The organism is Qipengyuania sp. ASV99 (assembly GCF_047872805.1).
GTDB lineage: Bacteria > Pseudomonadota > Alphaproteobacteria > Sphingomonadales > Sphingomonadaceae > Erythrobacter.
Genome location: NZ_JBLQUK010000004.1, coordinates 38,488 through 56,930, shown reverse-complemented (window position 1 = coordinate 56,930; position 18,443 = coordinate 38,488). Strand labels below are relative to the sequence as shown.

The 18,443-nt window shown below is 61.9% G+C and carries 17 protein-coding genes; 13 read left to right on the top strand and 4 right to left on the bottom strand.

Annotation, left to right across the window (positions count from 1 at the left end; translation table 11 throughout):
- The 6 genes from ACM64M_RS06780 to ACM64M_RS06755 are packed head-to-tail and all read left to right on the top strand — an operon-like array spanning position 1 to position 5,029.
- A complete protein-coding gene (locus ACM64M_RS06780; protein ID WP_416227916.1) occupies positions 1 to 636 on the top strand; it encodes a phosphoribosylanthranilate isomerase in 636 nt (211 codons plus the stop codon).
- Positions 633 to 1,847, top strand: coding sequence for a tryptophan synthase subunit beta (gene trpB, locus ACM64M_RS06775; RefSeq protein WP_416227915.1), 1,215 nt, complete (start codon positions 633 to 635; stop codon positions 1,845 to 1,847). The genes ACM64M_RS06780 and trpB overlap by 4 nt, the downstream gene beginning before the upstream one ends.
- Positions 1,844 to 2,041, top strand: a complete 198-nt coding sequence (locus ACM64M_RS06770) for a hypothetical protein (RefSeq protein ID WP_416227914.1) — start codon at positions 1,844 to 1,846, stop codon at positions 2,039 to 2,041. The genes trpB and ACM64M_RS06770 overlap by 4 nt, the downstream gene beginning before the upstream one ends.
- Positions 2,038 to 2,832 carry a tryptophan synthase subunit alpha gene (trpA, locus tag ACM64M_RS06765; RefSeq protein ID WP_416227913.1) on the top strand — a complete coding sequence of 265 codons (795 nt, stop codon included), beginning with the start codon at positions 2,038 to 2,040 and terminating at the stop codon, positions 2,830 to 2,832. The genes ACM64M_RS06770 and trpA overlap by 4 nt, the downstream gene beginning before the upstream one ends.
- The gene (gene accD, locus ACM64M_RS06760; RefSeq protein WP_416227912.1) at positions 2,829 to 3,680 is read left to right on the top strand and encodes an acetyl-CoA carboxylase, carboxyltransferase subunit beta; all 852 of its coding nucleotides are present in this window, start codon (positions 2,829 to 2,831) and stop codon (positions 3,678 to 3,680) included. The genes trpA and accD overlap by 4 nt, the downstream gene beginning before the upstream one ends.
- 14 nt (positions 3,681 to 3,694) lie before the next feature.
- Positions 3,695 to 5,029 (top strand): bifunctional folylpolyglutamate synthase/dihydrofolate synthase, encoded by a 1,335-nt coding sequence (locus ACM64M_RS06755; RefSeq protein ID WP_416227911.1) that lies wholly within the window; start codon positions 3,695 to 3,697, stop codon positions 5,027 to 5,029.
- Here the strand turns inward: ACM64M_RS06755 and ACM64M_RS06750 are convergent.
- Positions 5,026 to 6,351, bottom strand: coding sequence for an AmpG family muropeptide MFS transporter (locus ACM64M_RS06750; RefSeq protein WP_416227910.1), 1,326 nt, complete (start codon positions 6,349 to 6,351; stop codon positions 5,026 to 5,028). The genes ACM64M_RS06755 and ACM64M_RS06750 overlap by 4 nt on opposite strands.
- A gap of 73 nt (positions 6,352 to 6,424) precedes the next feature.
- Between ACM64M_RS06750 and ACM64M_RS06745 the strand changes: the two genes are divergently transcribed.
- The 3 genes from ACM64M_RS06745 to rsmD are packed head-to-tail and all read left to right on the top strand — an operon-like array spanning position 6,425 to position 8,953.
- Positions 6,425 to 7,579 carry an aromatic ring-hydroxylating oxygenase subunit alpha gene (locus ACM64M_RS06745; protein ID WP_416227909.1) on the top strand — a complete coding sequence of 385 codons (1,155 nt, stop codon included), beginning with the start codon at positions 6,425 to 6,427 and terminating at the stop codon, positions 7,577 to 7,579.
- Positions 7,580 to 7,589: 10 nt separating this feature from the next.
- A complete protein-coding gene (locus ACM64M_RS06740; protein WP_416227908.1) occupies positions 7,590 to 8,393 on the top strand; it encodes a pseudouridine synthase in 804 nt (267 codons plus the stop codon).
- Positions 8,393 to 8,953 carry a 16S rRNA (guanine(966)-N(2))-methyltransferase RsmD gene (gene rsmD / locus ACM64M_RS06735; RefSeq protein ID WP_416227907.1) on the top strand — a complete coding sequence of 187 codons (561 nt, stop codon included), beginning with the start codon at positions 8,393 to 8,395 and terminating at the stop codon, positions 8,951 to 8,953. The genes ACM64M_RS06740 and rsmD overlap by 1 nt, the downstream gene beginning before the upstream one ends.
- A 57-nt stretch (positions 8,954 to 9,010) precedes the next feature.
- Here rsmD and ACM64M_RS06730 read toward each other — a convergent pair whose 3' ends face one another.
- A complete protein-coding gene (locus ACM64M_RS06730; RefSeq protein WP_416227906.1) occupies positions 9,011 to 9,373 on the bottom strand; it encodes a hypothetical protein in 363 nt (120 codons plus the stop codon).
- A gap of 294 nt (positions 9,374 to 9,667) precedes the next feature.
- Between ACM64M_RS06730 and ACM64M_RS06725 the strand changes: the two genes are divergently transcribed.
- Positions 9,668 to 11,974 (top strand): ATP-dependent helicase, encoded by a 2,307-nt coding sequence (locus ACM64M_RS06725; protein WP_416227905.1) that lies wholly within the window; start codon positions 9,668 to 9,670, stop codon positions 11,972 to 11,974.
- Between the two features lie 24 nt (positions 11,975 to 11,998).
- A complete protein-coding gene (locus tag ACM64M_RS06720) occupies positions 11,999 to 13,417 on the top strand; it encodes a serine hydrolase domain-containing protein (protein ID WP_416227904.1) in 1,419 nt (472 codons plus the stop codon).
- Here the strand turns inward: ACM64M_RS06720 and ACM64M_RS06715 are convergent.
- Both ACM64M_RS06715 and ACM64M_RS06710 read right to left on the bottom strand, forming a co-directional pair.
- Complete coding sequence (locus ACM64M_RS06715) at positions 13,414 to 14,925, bottom strand: DEAD/DEAH box helicase (protein ID WP_416227903.1); 1,512 nt, start codon at positions 14,923 to 14,925, stop codon at positions 13,414 to 13,416. The genes ACM64M_RS06720 and ACM64M_RS06715 overlap by 4 nt on opposite strands.
- 157 nt (positions 14,926 to 15,082) lie before the next feature.
- On the bottom strand, positions 15,083 to 15,694 hold the full coding sequence (locus ACM64M_RS06710) for a hypothetical protein (protein ID WP_416227902.1): 612 nt from the start codon (positions 15,692 to 15,694) through the stop codon (positions 15,083 to 15,085).
- 169 nt (positions 15,695 to 15,863) lie between these two features.
- Between ACM64M_RS06710 and ACM64M_RS06705 the strand changes: the two genes are divergently transcribed.
- Both ACM64M_RS06705 and ACM64M_RS06700 read left to right on the top strand, forming a co-directional pair.
- Entirely contained in the window at positions 15,864 to 17,312 is a 1,449-nt protein-coding gene (locus ACM64M_RS06705) for an FAD-binding oxidoreductase (protein WP_416227901.1), read from the top strand.
- Positions 17,313 to 17,446: 134 nt separating this feature from the next.
- Positions 17,447 to 18,244 (top strand): SapC family protein, encoded by a 798-nt coding sequence (locus ACM64M_RS06700; RefSeq protein ID WP_416228059.1) that lies wholly within the window; start codon positions 17,447 to 17,449, stop codon positions 18,242 to 18,244.
- Positions 18,245 to 18,443 lie beyond the last annotated feature (199 nt).

Below are 18,443 nucleotides of genomic sequence, written 5' to 3'. Positions count from 1 at the left end.
ATGGCTGCCCAGATCAAGATCTGCGGGGTTTCCAGCCCTGAAGCGATCCGCGCGTCGATCACCGCCGGGGCCGAATGGTGCGGGCTCAATTTCTATCGCCCATCCCCGCGCTTTGTCTCATCCGACATCGCAGCGCGGCTGGCCGATGTTGCTGGCACGGCGATCCGAAAGGCGGGCGTGTTCGTCGATGCCGATGACGAGTTGTTGAGCTTGGCAGTGGTCGCAGGAAAGCTCGATGCGATCCAGCTCCACGGCCACGAAACCCCTGAACGCGCGGCGGAGGTTCGGGCGCGGTTTGGTTTGCCCCTGTGGAAAGTGCTGAGCGTGGAAAGTGCGGAGGATGTCGTGCGCGCCGATCTTTACGCGCAGGCAGCAGATTTTATTCTGTTCGATGCCAAGACTCCCAAAGGAATGATGCCCGGCGGCATGGGGCACCAATTCGACTGGTCGCTGCTCCGCCTCTACAATGGCGCGCTGCCGTGGGGCCTCGCAGGGGGGCTCACCGCCGCCAATGTCGCTGACGCGATCAGACTGACTGGTGCGCCGCTGGTCGATACATCTTCGGGGGTCGAGAGCGCGCCCGGTATCAAGGACGTGGACAAAATCGCCGCCTTCTGCAAAGCCGCGCGGCTATGAACACGCACCCTAACTCCTTCCGCACCCAACCAGACGAACGCGGCCATTTCGGCCAGTTCGGCGGGCGCTATGTCGCCGAAACGCTGATGCCGCTGGTGCTGGATCTGGAGCGTGAATACCGCAAAGCGCGGGCCGACCCGGCGTTTCAGGCCGAGTTCGACGATCTGCTCGAGCATTACGTCGGTCGCCCCAGCCCGCTCTATTTCGCGCCGCGCCTTACCGAGGAACTCGGGGGCGCGCAGGTGTGGTTCAAGCGCGACGAGCTCAATCACACCGGCGCGCACAAGATCAACAATTGCATCGGGCAGATCCTGCTGGCGATGCGGATGGGCAAGACCCGCATCATCGCCGAGACCGGCGCAGGGCAGCACGGGGTGGCGACCGCTACGGTTTGCGCGCGCTTCGGCCTGCCTTGCGTGATCTATATGGGGGCAGAGGACGTGAAGCGCCAATCGCCCAACGTGTTCCGCATGAAGCTGCTCGGCGCCGAGGTGATCCCCGTCACGAGCGGCGGGGCGACGCTCAAGGACGCGATGAACGAGGGGCTGCGCGACTGGGTCGCGAATGTCCACGACACCTTCTACATCATCGGCACCGCCGCAGGTCCGCACCCCTACCCGGAGATGGTGCGCAACTTCCAGAGCGTGATCGGCAAGGAAGCCCGCGCGCAGATGCTGGACCGCGTGGGCCGCCTCCCTGACCTGCTGGTCGCCTGCATTGGCGGCGGGTCGAATGCGCTGGGGCTGTTTCACCCGTTCCTCGACGATGCCGACGTAAAGATGCTCGGTGTCGAAGCGGCAGGCCACGGCCTCGACGGTGACCAACACGCCGCCAGCCTGCTCGGCGGATCGCCCGGCGTGCTCCACGGCAACCGCACCTATCTGTTGCAGGACGAGGACGGCCAGATCACCGAAGGCCACTCGATCAGCGCAGGGTTGGACTACCCCGGTATTGGGCCAGAGCACGCATGGCTGAAGGAATCAGGCCGCGTCGATTACACTGCCGTCACCGACGACGAGGCTCTCGAGGGCTTCCAGCTGCTCTGCAGGACCGAGGGGATCATTCCCGCGCTCGAGCCTGCTCACGCGATTGCCGCTGTGGCGAAGGTCGCGCCGACCATGCCCAAGGACAGCATCGTGCTGATGAATCTGTGCGGGCGCGGGGATAAGGATATTTTTACGGTGGCGGAAAAGCTGGGGGTGGAGCTTTGACCTCCTTTGGCTATCTTATCAAGCAACTGGCTCTTTATCTCATCCTGCTCTGGCTCACGATCATTGCTGTAACCTATTTCAAAGATGGTGCTTTCAGCTGGGAAGCGGCAAAAAGCGGTTTGATCGGAGTAACTCTGGCATCGCCAATACTCGCGCTTATGGATTTACGGCGCTGGAAGAATCACCCAAAATGACCCGCCTCTCCACCACCTTCGCCGCCTCCCGCCCCGCGCTCGTCTGCTTCATCACCGCAGGCGATGGCGACACGGCGGCCAATCTCGATGCGCTGGTGGAAGGCGGCGCGGATGTGATCGAATTGGGCATGCCCTTCACCGATCCGATGGCCGATGGCCCCGCGATTCAGGCCGCCAACTTGCGGAGCCTCGGCGCAGGCACGACCACCGCAGATGTGCTGCGCTACGCCAGCACCTTTCGCGCCCGGCACTCTAACGTGCCGTTGGTGCTGATGGGCTATGCCAACCCGATGGTGCGGCGCGGGCCGGAGTGGTTCGCCGAGGCCGCAGCCGCTGCGGGCGTGGACGGCGTCATTTGCGTCGATATCCCGCCAGAAGAAGACGACGCGCTCGGCCCAGCTTTGCGCGCGCACGGCATCGCCCCGATCCGCCTCGCCACCCCCACCACCGATGCCGCGCGCCTGCCGCAGGTGCTCGAAGGCTCAGCCGGGTTCATCTACTACGTCTCGGTCGCCGGGATCACCGGCAAGCAGCAGGCCGTGCAGGCCAGCATCGAGGAAGCCGTGGCGCAATTGAAGGCTTCGACCGATCTGCCCGTCGCGGTCGGTTTCGGCGTGCGCACGCCAGAGCAGGCCGCCGCCATTGCCAAGGTCGCAGATGGCGTCGTGGTCGGCTCAGCATTGGTGGAAATTGTCGGCGAATATGGCGCAGAGGCTCCTGCCAAGCTAAGGGAGTTGACGTCCGCGCTCGCTGCAGCCGTCCACGCCGCCCGACAGGAGACCGCACAATGAACTGGTTCACCCGCGTCCGCAATTCGCTCGGTTTCAGCGCCGACAAGAAAAGCACCGAGAAAGATCTCTGGATCAAATGCAAGAGCTGTCAGGAAATGCTGTTCGTTGCCGAATATGAGGAAAACCTCAGCGTCTGCCCGCGCTGCGAATATCACGGACGGATTGGCGCGGATGCGCGCCTCGCGCTGTTGCTCGATGCCGGGTTCGAGCTCTTGCCGCAGCCGCAGGTCGAAGAGGACCCGCTGAAATTCAAGGACACCAAGAAATACAGCGACCGGATAAAGGCCGCGCGTGCCGCAAACCCGCATGACGATGCCTTTGTGGTCGGCTCCGGCACGATTGACGGCCACAAGGCAGTCGTCGGGGTGCAGGATTTCAGCTTCATGGGCGGGTCGATGGGCATGGCGGTCGGCATGGCTTTTTGCGCCGGGGCAGAGCGCGCGCTAACCCGCAAGTGCCCCTATGTCGTCGTCACCGCAGCGGGTGGCGCGCGGATGCAAGAGGGGATTCTCAGCCTGATGCAGATGCCGCGCGCGACGGTCATGACCCGGCGGCTGAAAGCGGCGGGCCTGCCCTATATTGTCGTGCTGACCGACCCGACGACCGGAGGGGTCACCGCCAGCTATGCCATGCTCGGCGATATCCACATTGCCGAACCCGGCGCGCTGATCGGATTTGCGGGGCAGCGCGTGATCCAGGACACAATCCGAGAGCAATTGCCCGAAGGGTTCCAGCGCGCTGAATATCTGCACAAACACGGCATGGTCGATATGGTTGTGCCACGACGTGAGTTGAAAGCGACGCTGGCAAATGTGCTGGATTATCTCGCGCCGAGCAAGGCTGCGTAATCCGCTGACTTGCCGTGAAGTCGCTCGATTTCGGCCATTCTGACGACCCGGCGGTGCAGGCTCAGCTTGATCGGCTGAGCGCGCTTAGCGTGCCGCAGGGCCGCTTGGGCCTCGACACGATCCGCGCAATGATGGGGCGGCTCGGCAATCCGCACCGCAGATTGCCCCCGGTTTTCCACGTTGCGGGGACCAATGGCAAGGGTTCGACCTGCGCTTTCCTGAGGGCGATGCTGGAGGCCGAAGGATACCGCGTCCACGTCACCACCTCGCCGCATCTGGTGCGCTACAACGAACGGATCCGGCTGGCAGGCAGGCTGATCGAAGACGGTCCGCTGGCCGACCTGCTTGAGGAGGTGCTGGATACGGGCGCTGACCTCGCCCCCAGCTTCTTCGAAGTCACTATCGCCGCCGCGTTCCTCGCCTTCAGCCGCACCCCGGCGGATGCCTGCGTGGTCGAGGTTGGCATGGGTGGGCGGTTTGATGCGACCAACGTACTGGAGCCTGACGTGCTGGCGGCCTGCGGGATCGCGGCGCTGGGGCTGGATCACGAACGCTTCCTGCTGGCACCAGAGGAAGGGGTGCCGACTGAGCCGATGGCGCGGATCGCGTTTGAAAAGGCGGGGATCGCAAAGCGCGGCGTGCCGCTGGTGACCCTCGGCACCCTCTACCCCAGCGAAGCGCAGGCCGCGATCCATGATGTTGCGGGGCCGGTTGGCGCACCGCTGTCGGAGTTTGGCCATGGCTGGATTTGCGACTCAGCCGAGGGCGGTCGCCTCTACATGTTCGATTACTCCGAATCTGGTGTTGGACAGGACTTCCCATTCCCGATGATTCCCGGCGCACATCAGGCGCGCAACGCTGCACTCGCCATCGCAATGATCAAGTCGCAGGACAAGATTCCAGTTTCGATCACCGCAACAAAAGCTGGCATCCTGAGCGCCAAGTGGCCTGCCCGCCTGCAAACGCTTGGCGAAGGGCCGCTGACTGCGCTCACATCCAGTCCGAAAGTCATTCTGGACGGCGGTCATAACCCCAGCGCCGGTCAGGTCATCGCCGATGCCTTGCCGGATGATACGCAGTCACTGCATCTCGTGATCGGGATGATCGAAGGCAAGGAACCCGGCGCAATCATTGGCCCGCTGGGCGATCGGGTTCGTACGCTGACGGTCGTCCCCGTGCCGGGCCATCCGTCGCACCCGGTCGAAGCATTTGGACCAGATGCCCGCACCGCGAGCAATCTTGAAGACGCCCTGCTCAACATGCCCGACGACGGCTACCCTATCCTGATCGCCGGATCGCTCTACCTCGCGGGCGAGGCATTGCGGCTGAACGATGAAGTGCCTGACTAACCGCTCTCCGGCGCGGGTTCGGTGCCCGCCGTGCCGATCGAGGCGTCGATCAACCCGGCGCGCATCATCAGCCAGAACAATACGATCCCCGGCAGCGCCGCCGCCGTGGTGAACAGGTAGAAATTCACATAGCCAAACGCCTCCACCAGCGCACCTGCCGTGGTCCCGGTCAGCACTCGCCCGACGATGCTCGCTGCCGCCGAGATCAGCGCATATTGCGACGCGGTGAAGCGCAGGTCAGTGAGCGCAGCGAAATACGCCACGACGGTCACTCCGCCGATACCGCTGGCGAAATTCTCAAAGGTGAAGGTCGCCGCCAACCCCAGATTGGTCTTGTCCACCGCCGCAAGCAGCGCAAAGCTGAGGTTCGACACCCCCATCAGCACAAGGCTGAGCAGCACCGACCGTTTCATCCCGAGCCGCGAATAGAGCACCCCGCCCACGAAAATCCCGATCAGAAACGCCCAGAACCCGACGCCGACATCGTAAATGGCGATCTCATCGTTCGAATATCCCTTGTCGTCGAGCAGCAGCCGCGCTGTCAGGTTCGCCAGTGTGTCGCCGATCTTGTGCAACAGGATGAACAGCAGCACCAACAGCGCACCCTTGCGCATGAAGAATTCAGTGAAGGGGCCATAGATGGCGCGAAACGCCTCGCGCACGCCCTTGGTTCGCGCCGGGATTTGCCGTCTTGCCGGTTCTCCCATCACCAGCGCGGTCAGCATCGCAGGCAATGCGAACGCCGCGCAGGCGATATAGGCGATCTCCCATCCCACTCGCGCTGCCAGCACCAGCGCCAGCGCGCCCGCCGCCGCTGCCCCGATCCGCCAGCCATATTGGGTCATCCCCGATCCAACGCCAAGTTGTTCGGGTTTCAGCGTTTCAATCCGGTAAGCATCAATGACAATATCAAATGTCGCCCCGGCTATCCCGACAAGGATCGCAGAGGTAGCGACCCAGCCGATATTCGCCGCGGGATCGACCATTGCCAGATTTGACACCGCCGCAATCACCAGCACCCCGGTCAGCAGCATCCATGACACACGCTGTCCCAGCCGTCCGATTACCGGCAAGCGCACCCCATCAATGACCCACGCCCAAAGGAATTTGAAATTATACGCAAGGAACACCAAGGTGAAAGCCGTAACGGTTTTCTTGTCGATCCCGTCCTGTGCCAGTCGAGAGGTCAAAGTCGCGCCGATCAACGCATAGGGAAAGCCAGAGGACACGCCGAGAAAGAACGCCGCCAGCGATTCCTTTTCGAGATAGGGTTTGATCGCGCCCCACAGGTTCCGCTCTGCGGCTGCCCCAACCTCGTTCATGCTCCCATGTCCTTTTGTAATCGGCAAATTTCGTGCAACACTACGCACGGATGGCAGGAATAGGAAAGCCGCGATGAACGCAGCCACTACAGATTTACCCCACTTGCGCGCCACGCCGGGTCAACTCGCGCTGGCCGAGGCGATCCGTGAAGGCAAGACGCGCGTCACAGACCGGATCGAAAGCGTGCCCGTCAGCCGTTACACCGACCCGGCGCATTTCGAGCGGGAAAAGGCCGGATTGTTCGGGCGGTTGCCGCAGGTCATCGCGCCCTCTGCGCTGTTGCCCAATCCCGGCATGGCGGTCCCTCACGACGCCACCGGACGGCCGCTCCTGATCACCCGCGATGCCGATGGCAAGGCGCATGTGTTCCTCAACGTGTGCAAGCATCGCGGCACCCGGCTCGTCGAAGGGGAGGAGGTGCAATGCGCCAAGCGGCTGGTCTGCCCCTATCACGCCTGGACTTACCGGCTTGATGGCAAGCTGCTTGCCCTGCCCCGCCCCGAAACCTTTCCCGGCATGGACAAGCGCGACCATGGTCTTGCCGAATTGCCAAGCGTCGAGGCGGGCGGGCTGATCTGGTTCTCACCGAACAAAAATGCCGATTTCTCCGAGGCGACCACCTTGGGCGAAGACTTCGCCGCTTTCGGAATGCCTGATGCGCACCTGTTTCGGCGCAAGACGCACACGGTCAAAGGCAATTGGAAACTGATCATGGACGCTTTTCTTGAAAGCTATCATGTCACCCGCCTGCACGCGAAGACCATCGGACCGTTTTTCAAGGACGGGATCACCAGTGGCGATTCGATCGGGCCGCATATGCGCTCCGCCGTCGGACGGCTGGAGGAAATGGAGGGCATCGATTTCAGCAATATGACCGCGATGCGCCGCGTCGTTACCTTCGCCTATCAATTGCTCCCCGGAACCGTGATCGTTCCCAGCCCCGATTACGTGAATGTGATGGTGCTGATGCCGCAGGCACATAATTTGACTCTGGTCGAGGATTTCATGCTGATCCCCGAAGCGCCCGCGACAGACAAGGCGCACGATCACTGGGAGCGCAGCTGGAACCTGCTGGATGGCGGCGTGTTCGCCTCTGAGGATTTCCGCGCTGCCGAACTGGGCCAACAGGGGCTTGAAAGCGGCGCGGTGAACGAAATCACGCTCGGCACGCTCGAAGGCGGGATCGCGCGGTTCGACGCGATTGTGCAGGACGCGCTGAACGCCTAAGGCGCGCTCCATGCCCACCAATCCCAAACAATCAGAAGACCGCCCCGAAGGCGACCGCATTGCCAAATTGCTCGCCCGCGCCGGCGTCGCCAGCCGCCGCGAGATCGAACGGATGATTGCCGATGGGCGGATCACGCTGAACGGCAATCCGGTGGAAACTCCGGCGACCTTCCTCGCCAGCCTCAAGGGGGTGAGCGTTGATGGCAAGCCGGTTGGCCCGCCCGAACCTTCGCAGCTTTACGCGTTTCACAAACCCACCGGCCTGCTCACCGCAGAGCGCGATTTTTCGGGCCGGGCGACGATTTACGATGCGCTGGCCAATGCCCTGCCCAAGGATATGCCGCGGCTGATGCCAATCGGGCGACTCGATCTCAACACCGAAGGGCTGTTGCTGCTTACCAATGACGGCGAATTGAAACGGATGATGGAACTGCCATCCTCGGGTATTCCGCGCACCTACCGCGCGCGCGCGTTTGGGGGGGTGTCGCAGGAACAACTTGAAGGACTGATCGAGGGGGTGGAGATCGACGGCGTGCGCTATGGGTCAATCAACGCCAATCTGGAACGCGGCGCGAGCGGTCAGGGCGTAAAAAACCAGTGGATCGAGATGACCATCACCGAAGGCAAGAACCGCGAAGTGCGCCGCGTGCTGGAATATCTCGGGCTCAAGGTGAACCGACTGATCCGCACCTCCTATGGTCCCTTCGAACTCGCTGATCTGCCGCGCGGACAGGCAGTGCGTATCCGCAAGGGTGATCTCGACAAATTTGTCAGCACGCTGAAACGCGGCCGCAAGCCGGAAAGCGCGGGCTGATGCGGATCATTTCGGGCGAGTGGCGCGGGCGCAAGCTAACCTCGCCAAAGGGCGACGCGACCCGCCCGACCGCCGACCGCACGCGTGAAACGTTATTTTCGATGCTCACCAGCCGGCTCGGCAGTTTTGAAGAACTGCGGGTTGCGGACCTGTTTGCCGGCTCAGGGGCGCTGGGGCTCGAAGCCTTGTCGCGCGGCGCGGCGCATTGCCTGTTCGTCGAACAGGACCGGGATGCAGCTTCAACCATCCGCAGCAACGTGGCCGCGCTGGATGCTGGAATGCGCACCGCGATTGAGAGCGGATCGGTGATGGGACTGCGCGCCGCGCGCGAACCGCTCGACCTTATCATGCTCGACCCGCCCTATCGCACGGGCGCGGGCGAAGTGGCGCTGGACCGCTTGCTCCGTCTCGGCTGGATCGGGGATGCAACCTGGATCGCGCTTGAAACCGCGTTCAACGAAGAGCCGGAGATCGCCGGTCTCACCATCGAAACCTCGCGCAAGGTGGGCAAAGGCAGGCTCACGCTGTTTCGGCGCGAGCCTGCCTGCGAACCAGCATAATAACGGGCGCTGGCGTTTTACCCTTGTTACCCGCCACCGGTCATTGGATTGGGCCGGTCAATTCGTCTCGGGATTGCCCGATGCGCGGGCCTCAATGCGGGTCCATGCCGTATCGCGTTCGGGCCCGGTCATTAAGGTAAGCGCAACCTTGTCCTGATCGGTCAGCCTCCAGAACAACCCTTGCCTTTGCGCTGACAATTCCCAGTAATAGGCCTGCGTCTCAGCGGGCCATATCCGATAGGCAGCCTGTTGCTCGGCGGTCCAACCGTCAAACTCGGCCTGTTGCTCGGCGGTCAGGTCTGGTGAGGTCTGAGCGATCGCCGCGAGCGCGCCGGGATTGGCTGACGCTCCGGGCGATGCGGCAACGAATCCGACTGTTACGATCGCAATAGCGGCAAGATGCATGTGGGATTTACGCATGGAATTCTCCTTCGGGACATTACCCTTGTGTTCACCCCCGGATTTGAACGAACGCATCACGATCCGAAGGCTGATTGCTTGGCACATCGGATATGTCTGATTTACATCGATATTATGCCGATGCGAAGCGCCCGGCCCGCTGCACGTCCCGGACCTCACACGGATTAGCGAGCGCTGTTGCAGAAACGGGCCAAGGCGATTTTGGGGGACGACCAAGGCGCGCCTGATGCATTCAACCGGCAAATATGCGACCTTGCGTGACCAATTTATGTTCTATATCTGTTCCGCTCATCTATGACCAAACCTGCCACCCATTCACCCGGCCCCGACGCCAATGTCCCCGCCTATGCCGCGCAGCTCAACCCGCCGCAGCGTGAGGCGGTGCTGACGACCGAAGGCCCGGTGCTGATGCTGGCGGGAGCAGGTACGGGCAAGACTGCGGCGCTGACCGCGCGGCTGGCGCATCTGGTGGCGACCCGGCGCGCCTATCCCTCGCAAATCCTCTGCGTCACCTTCACCAACAAAGCCGCGCGCGAAATGCGGGAGCGCGTTGCCCGGCATCTGGGTGCGGGCGCAGAGGGGATTCCGTGGCTCGGCACGTTCCATTCGATCTGTGCGAAAATGCTGCGCCGTCATGCCGAACTGGCGGGTTTGCAGAGCAATTACACGATCATTGACACCGATGATCAACTGCGGCTGCTCAAGCAGCTTATCAATGAAAATGATCTGGATGAAAAACGTTGGCCTGCGCGCCAGCTGGCGGGGCTTATCGACCGCTGGAAGAACCGCGGGCTGAACCCCGCTGACCTCGATGCAGGCGAAAGCGAAGCCTATGCCAACGGGCGCGGCGCGGCGCTGTATCAGTTGTATCAGGACCGGATGAAGGCGCTCAACGCCTGCGATTTCGGTGATCTGATGCTGCATATGCTCAACATCTTCCGCGCGCATGGCGACGTGCTTGCCGAATATCAGCAGCGCTTCAAATATATCCTTGTCGACGAATATCAGGATACCAATGCGGTCCAGTATCTGTGGCTCAGACTGCTGGCGCAGGCGCATAAGAACATCTGCGTTGTGGGCGATGATGATCAATCGATCTATTCGTGGCGCGGCGCAGAGGTCGCCAATATCCTGCGGTTTGAAAAGGATTTTCCCGGAACGCATGTGGTCCGGCTGGAACAGAATTACCGCTCCACTCCGCATATCCTTGGCGCAGCATCGGGGTTGATCCGCGCCAACAGCCAGCGCCATGAAAAGACGCTCTGGACCGAGGTCAATGGCGGTGACAAAGTCCGGGTCATCGGCGTGTGGGACGCCCCCGAAGAGGCGCGGCGCGTGGGCGAAGAGATCGAGCGGCTTGAGCGCGAAGGCGCGCCGCTGGACCGGGTCGCAATCCTTGTACGCGCGCAATATCAGACCCGCGAATTCGAAGACCGCTTTATCCAGATCGGGATCAATTACCGCATCATCGGCGGCTTTCGGTTCTACGAGCGAGCAGAAATCCGCGACGCGCTCGCCTATCTTCGGGTCATTGCTCAGCCGCAGGATGATCTGGCGTTTGAACGGATCTACAATCAGCCCAAACGCGGGCTCGGCTCAAAGACGCTCGAAAAAATGCACAGCCATGCGCGCGCGGTGAACTTGCCACTGGCGGCGGCGGCGCTGCAACTGGCCGATAGCGACGAATTGCCCGCGCGCGCGGCGAATACGATTGGCGGGCTGCTGCGGCTGTTCCTGGCCTGGCGCGAAGCGGCGGAGGTGATGTCGCCCGCCGACCTGCAGCGGCTTGTGCTGGATGAGAGCGGGTATAACGACATGCTCGCCAAGGATCGCAGCGCCGAAAGCGCCGGACGCGCCGAAAACCTCTCCGAACTCGCGCGCGCGATGGAGGATTACGAAACACTCGGCGATTTCCTCGAACATGTCAGCCTGGTGATGGACAATGACCGCAGCGATGCGGAGGAAACCATCACGATCATGACCATCCACGCCGCCAAGGGGCTCGAATTCGACCATGTGTTCTGCGTCGGCTGGGAAGAAGGCGTGTTCCCTTCGCAGCGCGCGATTGACGAAGGGGGGCTGGCATCGCTCGAAGAAGAGCGCCGCCTCGCCTATGTCGCGATTACCCGCGCGCGCCGGCGCTGCATCATCCTGCACGCCGCGAACCGGCGGATTTACGGCCAGTGGACCAGCAGCATCCCCAGCCGGTTTATCGAAGAATTGCCGCCGGAGCATATCGATCAGGAAACCACGCTGACCGGCGGCGCATCGCTGTGGCAGGCCAACTGGTCGGAAAACGAAGACCCCTTTGCCCATGTCGCGCGTGACCGTCCGGGTCGCGCCGAGACACGCGGCCCCGGTTGGCGGCGCGCGGTCGCCAGCGGCTATGAAACGCAGCAAAAGCGCCTCGCCGAACCGGGCCGCAGCGCCGCCAGCTTCGCCGCCAAACCCCGTTCAGACATCACCATCGGCGTCATGGTCAACCACGCCAAATTCGGCACCGGCTGCGTGATCGATCAGGAAGGCAACAAACTGACCATTCAGTTTGAGGATGCAGGCGAAAAACGCGTGATCGACAGTTTTGTGACGGTGGTGGGATAGAGCGAGAGCCATGTGGGTAGCTCGATGAAGTATTTTCTAATCCTACTGGCCGTGCTGTTCGGCGTCGCGGCGCCTGCCAATGCCCGAATGGCGGCGATTCATGCCTTTGCCGCTGAGGCATGGGAGGAATCGGGCGCTCCAGGAGCGGCTTATGCCGTGATCGACGGCAATGCCACCCAATCTGCCGCGTTGGGAATTACCCAATCGGGCGGCGATATTCCCGTATCGCCCAAAACGCCATTCCGGATCGGTTCGATCACCAAGAGCTTTACCGCGATTGCGATCATGCAACTGGTTGAAGCTGGAAAGGTTGACCTTGACGCCCCGGCTAGCCTTTATCTGGAGATTAAGAGCGAAACCTCAGCGCAGCCCATCACCCTCCGGCAATTGCTCAGCCACACCAGCGGATTTTCAACAGTCCAAGGCAACGCGCTGCATGACGCATCCGGCACTCAACCTGCCACTCTCGCCGCGCTCGCCGCGCGTCTTTTCGCCCAAGGTCCGGCCTATCCACCCGGCACGCGCTGGGAATACTCGAACGCGAATTACCAATTGCTTGGTGCGGTGATTGAGGCGGTCAGCGGCACCGCATATGAAACCTATATCAAGGATCGGATTTTCACTCCGCTTGGCCTTCCCTCAGGCCAATTCGCTTACGAGGCCGCGCAGCTGGGTGCTGCCATCGGGCACAGGCCATGGTTTGGGGGGCACCGTCCGTTCGACGATCATGGCGATTCCCGCCTTAACGCCCCCGCGGGTGGGATACTCCTCAGCGCAACGGACCTTGCCACCTATCTCGCGGTGATGATGAATGGCGAAGACGATATCGTCAGCGCAGCGACGAAAACGCGAATGCTGGCACCGGCCAGCGATATAGCATCCTTTTACGGACTCGGCTGGTTTCTCGACGCCGAGGCAGGAACAGTATTTCACGGTGGGCTTGTGCCGGGAAGCGAAGCGTTGGCGACCATGATGCCCGACGCACAAAAGGCCGTTGTCGTGCTTGTCAACACTAACGGGGGGATCGGTTTCGGTGAAAGCACTGCCTTGCGCAACGGAACCACCGCTATGGCGCTGGACCTGCCCTATGCAGGGGAAGGAACGCGGTGGGTCCAGAAGCTGACTTATCTTTCAGTCATGCTGCTGCCGCTGTTCTACTTGGGTGCGATGGTGTTCGCATGGATCAAGCGGCGCGCGCTGCGAGCCAAGCGGACCAGTTTAGCGGGAATGTTCAGCGTGTGGTTCCCGCTGCTTATGATGACGATTCTCGCCTTTGTACTGCTCTGGCTGGTCCCGCAAATGTTTGGGGGGTCGATAGGCACGATCTTACTTTATCAGCCTGATTTCGGTGCGGCGATGACGATTGGAGCAATATTGGGCCTGGGATGGGCGTGTTTTCGAATATTTCTGGCCTATTCCCGCAATCGTTCAATCGCGCTTTAACCCAGACTCAAATCCAGGAACCCCGGTTTCGGGCCGTTCCACTCGCCTGCGGGGACGGGTTCGTCGTCTTCGTTGCGGTGGCGGGGGGCGTCGTTTGCGCGGGGGCGGCGGTCGGGCTGATCGTTCGCGCGCTCATTCCGATCTTCTGACCTGGGTGCCGACCTTGGCGCGCGTTCGCTGCGAGCTTTGCGGGGTCGCTTTTCGGCATCCGGGGTGGATTTCGGAGCGGGCTCGCCCGCATCGCTGGAATCGCTGCGCTTGCTTCTGCGGGCACGTTTGGGCTCGTCTCTCCGGGAAGATTCTTCACGGCGAGGCCTTGCTTCGCGTGGTTCGTCGCCCTCATCACCCTGCGAACCGCTGCTCGCGCCCGGATCAATCAGTTCAACGCGGACGTCGGCTTTACCGAACACCTTGATTTTGTCGCCGGTCAGCTTTTCGACATTGCCGATTGCCTCAGCGTCTTCTTCGGAGACCAAGGTGAACGCGCGGCCCAGCGCTCCGGCCCGGCCGGTGCGGCCAACGCGGTGAACGTAATCATCGGGGTGCCACGGCGTGTCGTAATTGAAGACGTGGGAGACGCCCTTGACGTCCAGCCCGCGCGCCGCAACATCGCTGGCGACCAGAATGTTTACAGCACCCGATTTGAACCGTTCAAGCTCCTTGATCCGGCTCGACTGGTCCATATCGCCGTGGATTTCGCTGCTCGAAAACCCGCTCTGCTGCAGATATTTGTTGATCTCGCGCACGGTGGTCTTGCGGTTGGCAAAGATAATCGCGGTTTCCACCTGATCATTTTGCAACAGCCAGCGGAGCGTTTCGCGTTTTTGCCGCGATTTCACCGGCACTTTGAAGGCGGTGATATTCTGATTGGTCGATGCCGCGCGGCTGACCTCGATCCGTTTGGGATTGCTGAGGAAAGTCTTGGCCAGTTTGGCAATCGGCGGCGGCATGGTCGCCGAAAACAGCATGGTCTGGCGGGTTTCGGGAAGTTTGGAACAAATAAACTCGATATCGGGAATGAAGCCCATGTCGAGCATCCGGTCCGCTTCATCAATGACCAGCAATTCGCAGCCATTAAGCAGGATCTTGCCGCGTTCGAACAAATCCATCAACCGGCCCGGCGTCGCGATCAGCACGTCAACGCCTTCGTTCAGCGCCTTGACCTGATCGCCCATCTGCACGCCGCCGATCAGCAGCGCCATTTTCAGATCATGGTTCTTGCCATATTTCTCGAAATTCTCAGCCACCTGCGCGGCCAATTCGCGCGTGGGTTCAAGGATCAGCGAACGCGGCATCAAGGCGCGGCGGCGACCCGAGGCCATGACATCGATCATCGGCAGCACGAAACTCGCAGTCTTGCCCGTGCCGGTCTGCGCAATGCCAATCAGGTCCTTCATCATCAGAATTGCGGGAATTGCCTCTGCCTGAATAGGCGTCGGCTCGCTGTAGCCCGCGTCTTCGACGGCCTTGAGCAATTCCGGTGAGAGGCCGAGATCGGCGAATGTCATACGGTTCGAAATGTCCGGGTAAGGGGCAGCGTAGGCTGCCGGTTTTTATGCCGCACACGAAATCCTGCGGTCAGCGAAACCGCGATTGGCCAAAAATGCCCGAAAAGTCAAGAAATGCCGTGCGCGGGCCTGTGCTGATCCGTGGTAGCGAAACGGCTCAATCGTTGACGGCGACCAATTGCCGCATCGCCTGCACTTCGCACTTTGCCCCGCTGCGCGATTGCAGTTCGTCACGCCCGCTGCAAAGCTGGCCATCGTCGCTGCGTTCAACGTAGAAACCAGAGTAGAAATCGCGCGCCCGGCACGCGCGTTCCAGATTGACGCTGACAATCCTGTCGTCGTTCAAGAACAACAGCAGCCGGTTGCCCGTACCGGTCTGCACCCCCGAAATCCGGCCGACCGGCAAGCAGCGATCCATCTCGCGCTCTTCATACCTTGTGCTGAGCCCGCGCTGAGGCAGCCGCGCGAGCAGGCTGTTGGTGTTGCTGGGGCGCTGCGGTGAAATGCGAATAATCACCCGCTGTTCAATGCGGACCTGCCGCGCAACCTGTCCGCCGTAAAACGCATCGAGCGGGCTGGTCGCAGGGCGTGCCGAGGGAAAGGCAGGCGAATAAGGCCCGTCAGGCGGGACATCGTAATCGGGTGCCGAAGCGCGCGGTGCATCGGCACTGCCACCCCCCTCCGCCAGCCGCGGCGCAAGCGCCGCGCCATGACCCAGCAGCGGCAGGATCAGGGCAAGCGGCGCAGTAAGGGCGAGCAAGCTCGGCATGAGGGTTCAGGGCGTCCTTCCCAAGGGCAATGCGGGCGTCATGCCCAACGAAACAGGGTGCAAGAGCTAGCGGCAGCGATTGAACGCTGGCTTAACTGCACCGCCCAAGACACGCGAATAGGGCCAAAGTGCTGGCGCATTAGCGGCGCTGTGTGGCATAGGGGCAACAATGACTCACAGCGCAAACCAGCTCGATCCGTTTCTGACCGAGGCCGCCAATCTACTGGGGCCAAAGGGGTTTTCGACCGACCCTGAGGATTTGTCGGCATGGCTGACCGATTGGCGCGGACGCTACACCGGGCGGGCGCGGGGGCTGGCCTCACCCGCTTCGACCGCCGAAGTCGCCGCGCTTGTCAATTTGTGCGCCGCGCATCGCGTTCCGATCGTTCCGCAAGGCGGCAACAGCGGTATGGCGGGCGGCGCGACCCCAGATGCCAGTGGCGCGGCGATCCTGCTGTCGCTGCGGCGGATGAACAGCATCCGCACCATCAACCCCGACACCGGACAAGCAATCTGCGACGCGGGCGTCATCCTGCAAAGCTTTCACGAAGCGGCAGCAGCGGAGGGCATGCGCTTTCCGCTGACGTTGGGGGGCAAGGGTTCGGCGACCATCGGCGGGCTGATCTCAACCAATGCGGGCGGCACACAGGTGCTGCGCCACGGCACGATGCGCGCGCAGGTGCTGGGGATCGAAGCGGTGCTGGCCGATGGGCAGGTGTTCGATGCGCTGACCGTGCTCAAGAAAGACAATCGCGGCTTCGATCTCAAACAATTGCTGATCGGGTCAGAGGGCACCTTGGGGATCGTCACCGCGGCCACTTTGCGGTTGCTGCCCGCGCCGCGCGCCCGGGTCACGGCATGGGCCGGGCTGCCTTCGATCACCAATGCGCGCAACCTGCTGCGCCAGGTGGACCGGGCGCTGGGCGATACGTTGGAGGGGTTCGAAGTGGTGCCCGCACATTGCCTCGACAGCGTGCTGGCCCATCTTCCCGATGCGCGCGCACCCCTGACTAATCGGCACGATTGGAACGCGCTGATCGAATGTGTGGGCGTGGAAGGCGACGATGCCGCCTTGCGCGAACGACTCGAAAACGTGCTGGCGGATGCGGCTGAGGCAGGGTTGCTGAGCGATGCAGTGATTGCCGCCAACGAACGGCAGGCGGAAGATTTCTGGACCTTGCGCGATTCGATCTCCGCCGCCGAACGCGCGCTGGGCCCGGCGATGCAGCACGACATTTCGGTGCCCGTGGATCAGATGCCCGAGTTTATCCTCGCCGCATCGCCCGCGATCGAAGAGGAGTTTCCGGGCACGCACGCCGCCGCCTTTGGCCATCTTGGCGATGGCAATGTCCATTTCCACGTGCTCGCCCCGCCTGGCGCGGTTCCCGGCAAATGGGAGGAGACGCAAGGCAAACAGATCAGCGCGCGCGTCCATGACCTCGTCACCAAATGGGGAGGTTCGATCAGCGCCGAACATGGCATCGGGCAGATGAAGGTCGATGAGCTGGGGCGGCTCGGCGATCCGGCGGCGCTGTCGATCATGCGCAGCGTAAAGCAAGCGCTCGACCCGCTGGGCATACTCAATCCGGGCAAATTGATCCCCGCTGCGCAGCCCTGAACCGCAGCGGCCTTGCGCCGTGCGGGATCAACGCCTAAAGCGCCGCCATCCGGCGTTGGGGGAGCGCAATTGTGATCCCCGTAAACGCGCCGCACGACATCAGTTTTCAGCCGCAATTCTTCGGAGAGATTCCCATGGCCACCGCGCCGCAGCCGCAACTTCCGCTGTTTTATAAAGACCTGCTTCCGCTCAACAGCCGCGATCATGCGGACTGGAAAGTTGGCACTTTCGAGGATGCCGGTTTCCTCGCCAGCTCCCACGCAATCCCGCTGACAGTGGACGAATTTGTCGATGCGCAGCGCGATTATCCGATCGTGTTCACCGCCGGTGAAAACCCGCTACCGATTGCGCTGATGGGCCTGAACGAAGGGGTCAACACCTACATCGCTGATGATGGCAAGCTCGAAGCGGGTCTGTATGTTCCCGCCTATATCCGCCGCTATCCCTTCATTCTGGCCAAGCTGAGCAAGGATAGCGATGACATGTCGCTGTGCTTTGACCCAACCGCCGGTGTGGTTGGCAAAAGCGCCGATGGTCAGGCGCTGTTCGATGGCACCAATCCGACCGAATACACCAACAGCGTGCTCGATTTCTGCAAGCGTTTCGAAGAATCGGGTCAGCGCACCCGGTCTTTCCTGACCGAGCTCAAGAAACTCGACATTCTGATGGATGGCGAAATTGCGATCACCCGCAACGACATGCCCGACACCCCATTCGTCTATCGCGGGTTCCAGATGGTCGATGAGAAAAAGCTGCGCGAAATTCCCACCGAAACCGTGGAAGCGCTCAACAAGAACGGCATGTTGATGCTGATCCATGCGCATCTGTTTTCGATGAACCTGATGCGCACGCTGTTCGAACGCCAATCCTTGCAAGGCAAGGTTCCGCTCAAGAACACCGGAGCGCCTGCGGTTCCGAACGGCACCGTGTAAATCGCCTTTCGAACATCGCCGCACTGGCGATTGACCGACGGAAATGAATGCGGGTCAGCTGCGTCTTGAACGCGGCTGACCCGTTTCCTATGTATGGTTTGCAGGTGGTCGCCCCCTCATTGGCCGCCTGCCGGAAGCGCCTCGCCCCCGGGGCGTTTCCCTCCCTGAACCTGGCCACCTCGTGCCTCGCCATCGGTGA

Bases quoted from the DNA above. Each gene is read 5' to 3' on its own strand.
- trpA (WP_416227913.1), top strand. From the start codon at position 2,038: ATGACCCGCCTCTCCACCACCTTCGCCGCCTCCCGCCCCGCGCTCGTC.
- ACM64M_RS06750 (WP_416227910.1), bottom strand. From the start codon at position 6,351: ATGAACGAGGTTGGGGCAGCCGCAGAGCGGAACCTGTGGGGCGCGATC.
- ACM64M_RS06780 (WP_416227916.1), top strand. From the start codon at position 1: ATGGCTGCCCAGATCAAGATCTGCGGGGTTTCCAGCCCTGAAGCGATC.
- ACM64M_RS06715 (WP_416227903.1), bottom strand. From the start codon at position 14,925: ATGACATTCGCCGATCTCGGCCTCTCACCGGAATTGCTCAAGGCCGTC.
- ACM64M_RS06745 (WP_416227909.1), top strand. From the start codon at position 6,425: ATGAACGCAGCCACTACAGATTTACCCCACTTGCGCGCCACGCCGGGT.
- rsmD (WP_416227907.1), top strand. From the start codon at position 8,393: ATGCGGATCATTTCGGGCGAGTGGCGCGGGCGCAAGCTAACCTCGCCA.
- ACM64M_RS06705 (WP_416227901.1), top strand. From the start codon at position 15,864: ATGACTCACAGCGCAAACCAGCTCGATCCGTTTCTGACCGAGGCCGCC.
- ACM64M_RS06730 (WP_416227906.1), bottom strand. From the start codon at position 9,373: ATGCGTAAATCCCACATGCATCTTGCCGCTATTGCGATCGTAACAGTC.
- ACM64M_RS06710 (WP_416227902.1), bottom strand. From the start codon at position 15,694: ATGCCGAGCTTGCTCGCCCTTACTGCGCCGCTTGCCCTGATCCTGCCG.
- ACM64M_RS06720 (WP_416227904.1), top strand. From the start codon at position 11,999: ATGAAGTATTTTCTAATCCTACTGGCCGTGCTGTTCGGCGTCGCGGCG.
- ACM64M_RS06740 (WP_416227908.1), top strand. From the start codon at position 7,590: ATGCCCACCAATCCCAAACAATCAGAAGACCGCCCCGAAGGCGACCGC.
- accD (WP_416227912.1), top strand. From the start codon at position 2,829: ATGAACTGGTTCACCCGCGTCCGCAATTCGCTCGGTTTCAGCGCCGAC.
- ACM64M_RS06725 (WP_416227905.1), top strand. From the start codon at position 9,668: ATGACCAAACCTGCCACCCATTCACCCGGCCCCGACGCCAATGTCCCC.
- ACM64M_RS06700 (WP_416228059.1), top strand. From the start codon at position 17,447: ATGGCCACCGCGCCGCAGCCGCAACTTCCGCTGTTTTATAAAGACCTG.
- trpB (WP_416227915.1), top strand. From the start codon at position 633: ATGAACACGCACCCTAACTCCTTCCGCACCCAACCAGACGAACGCGGC.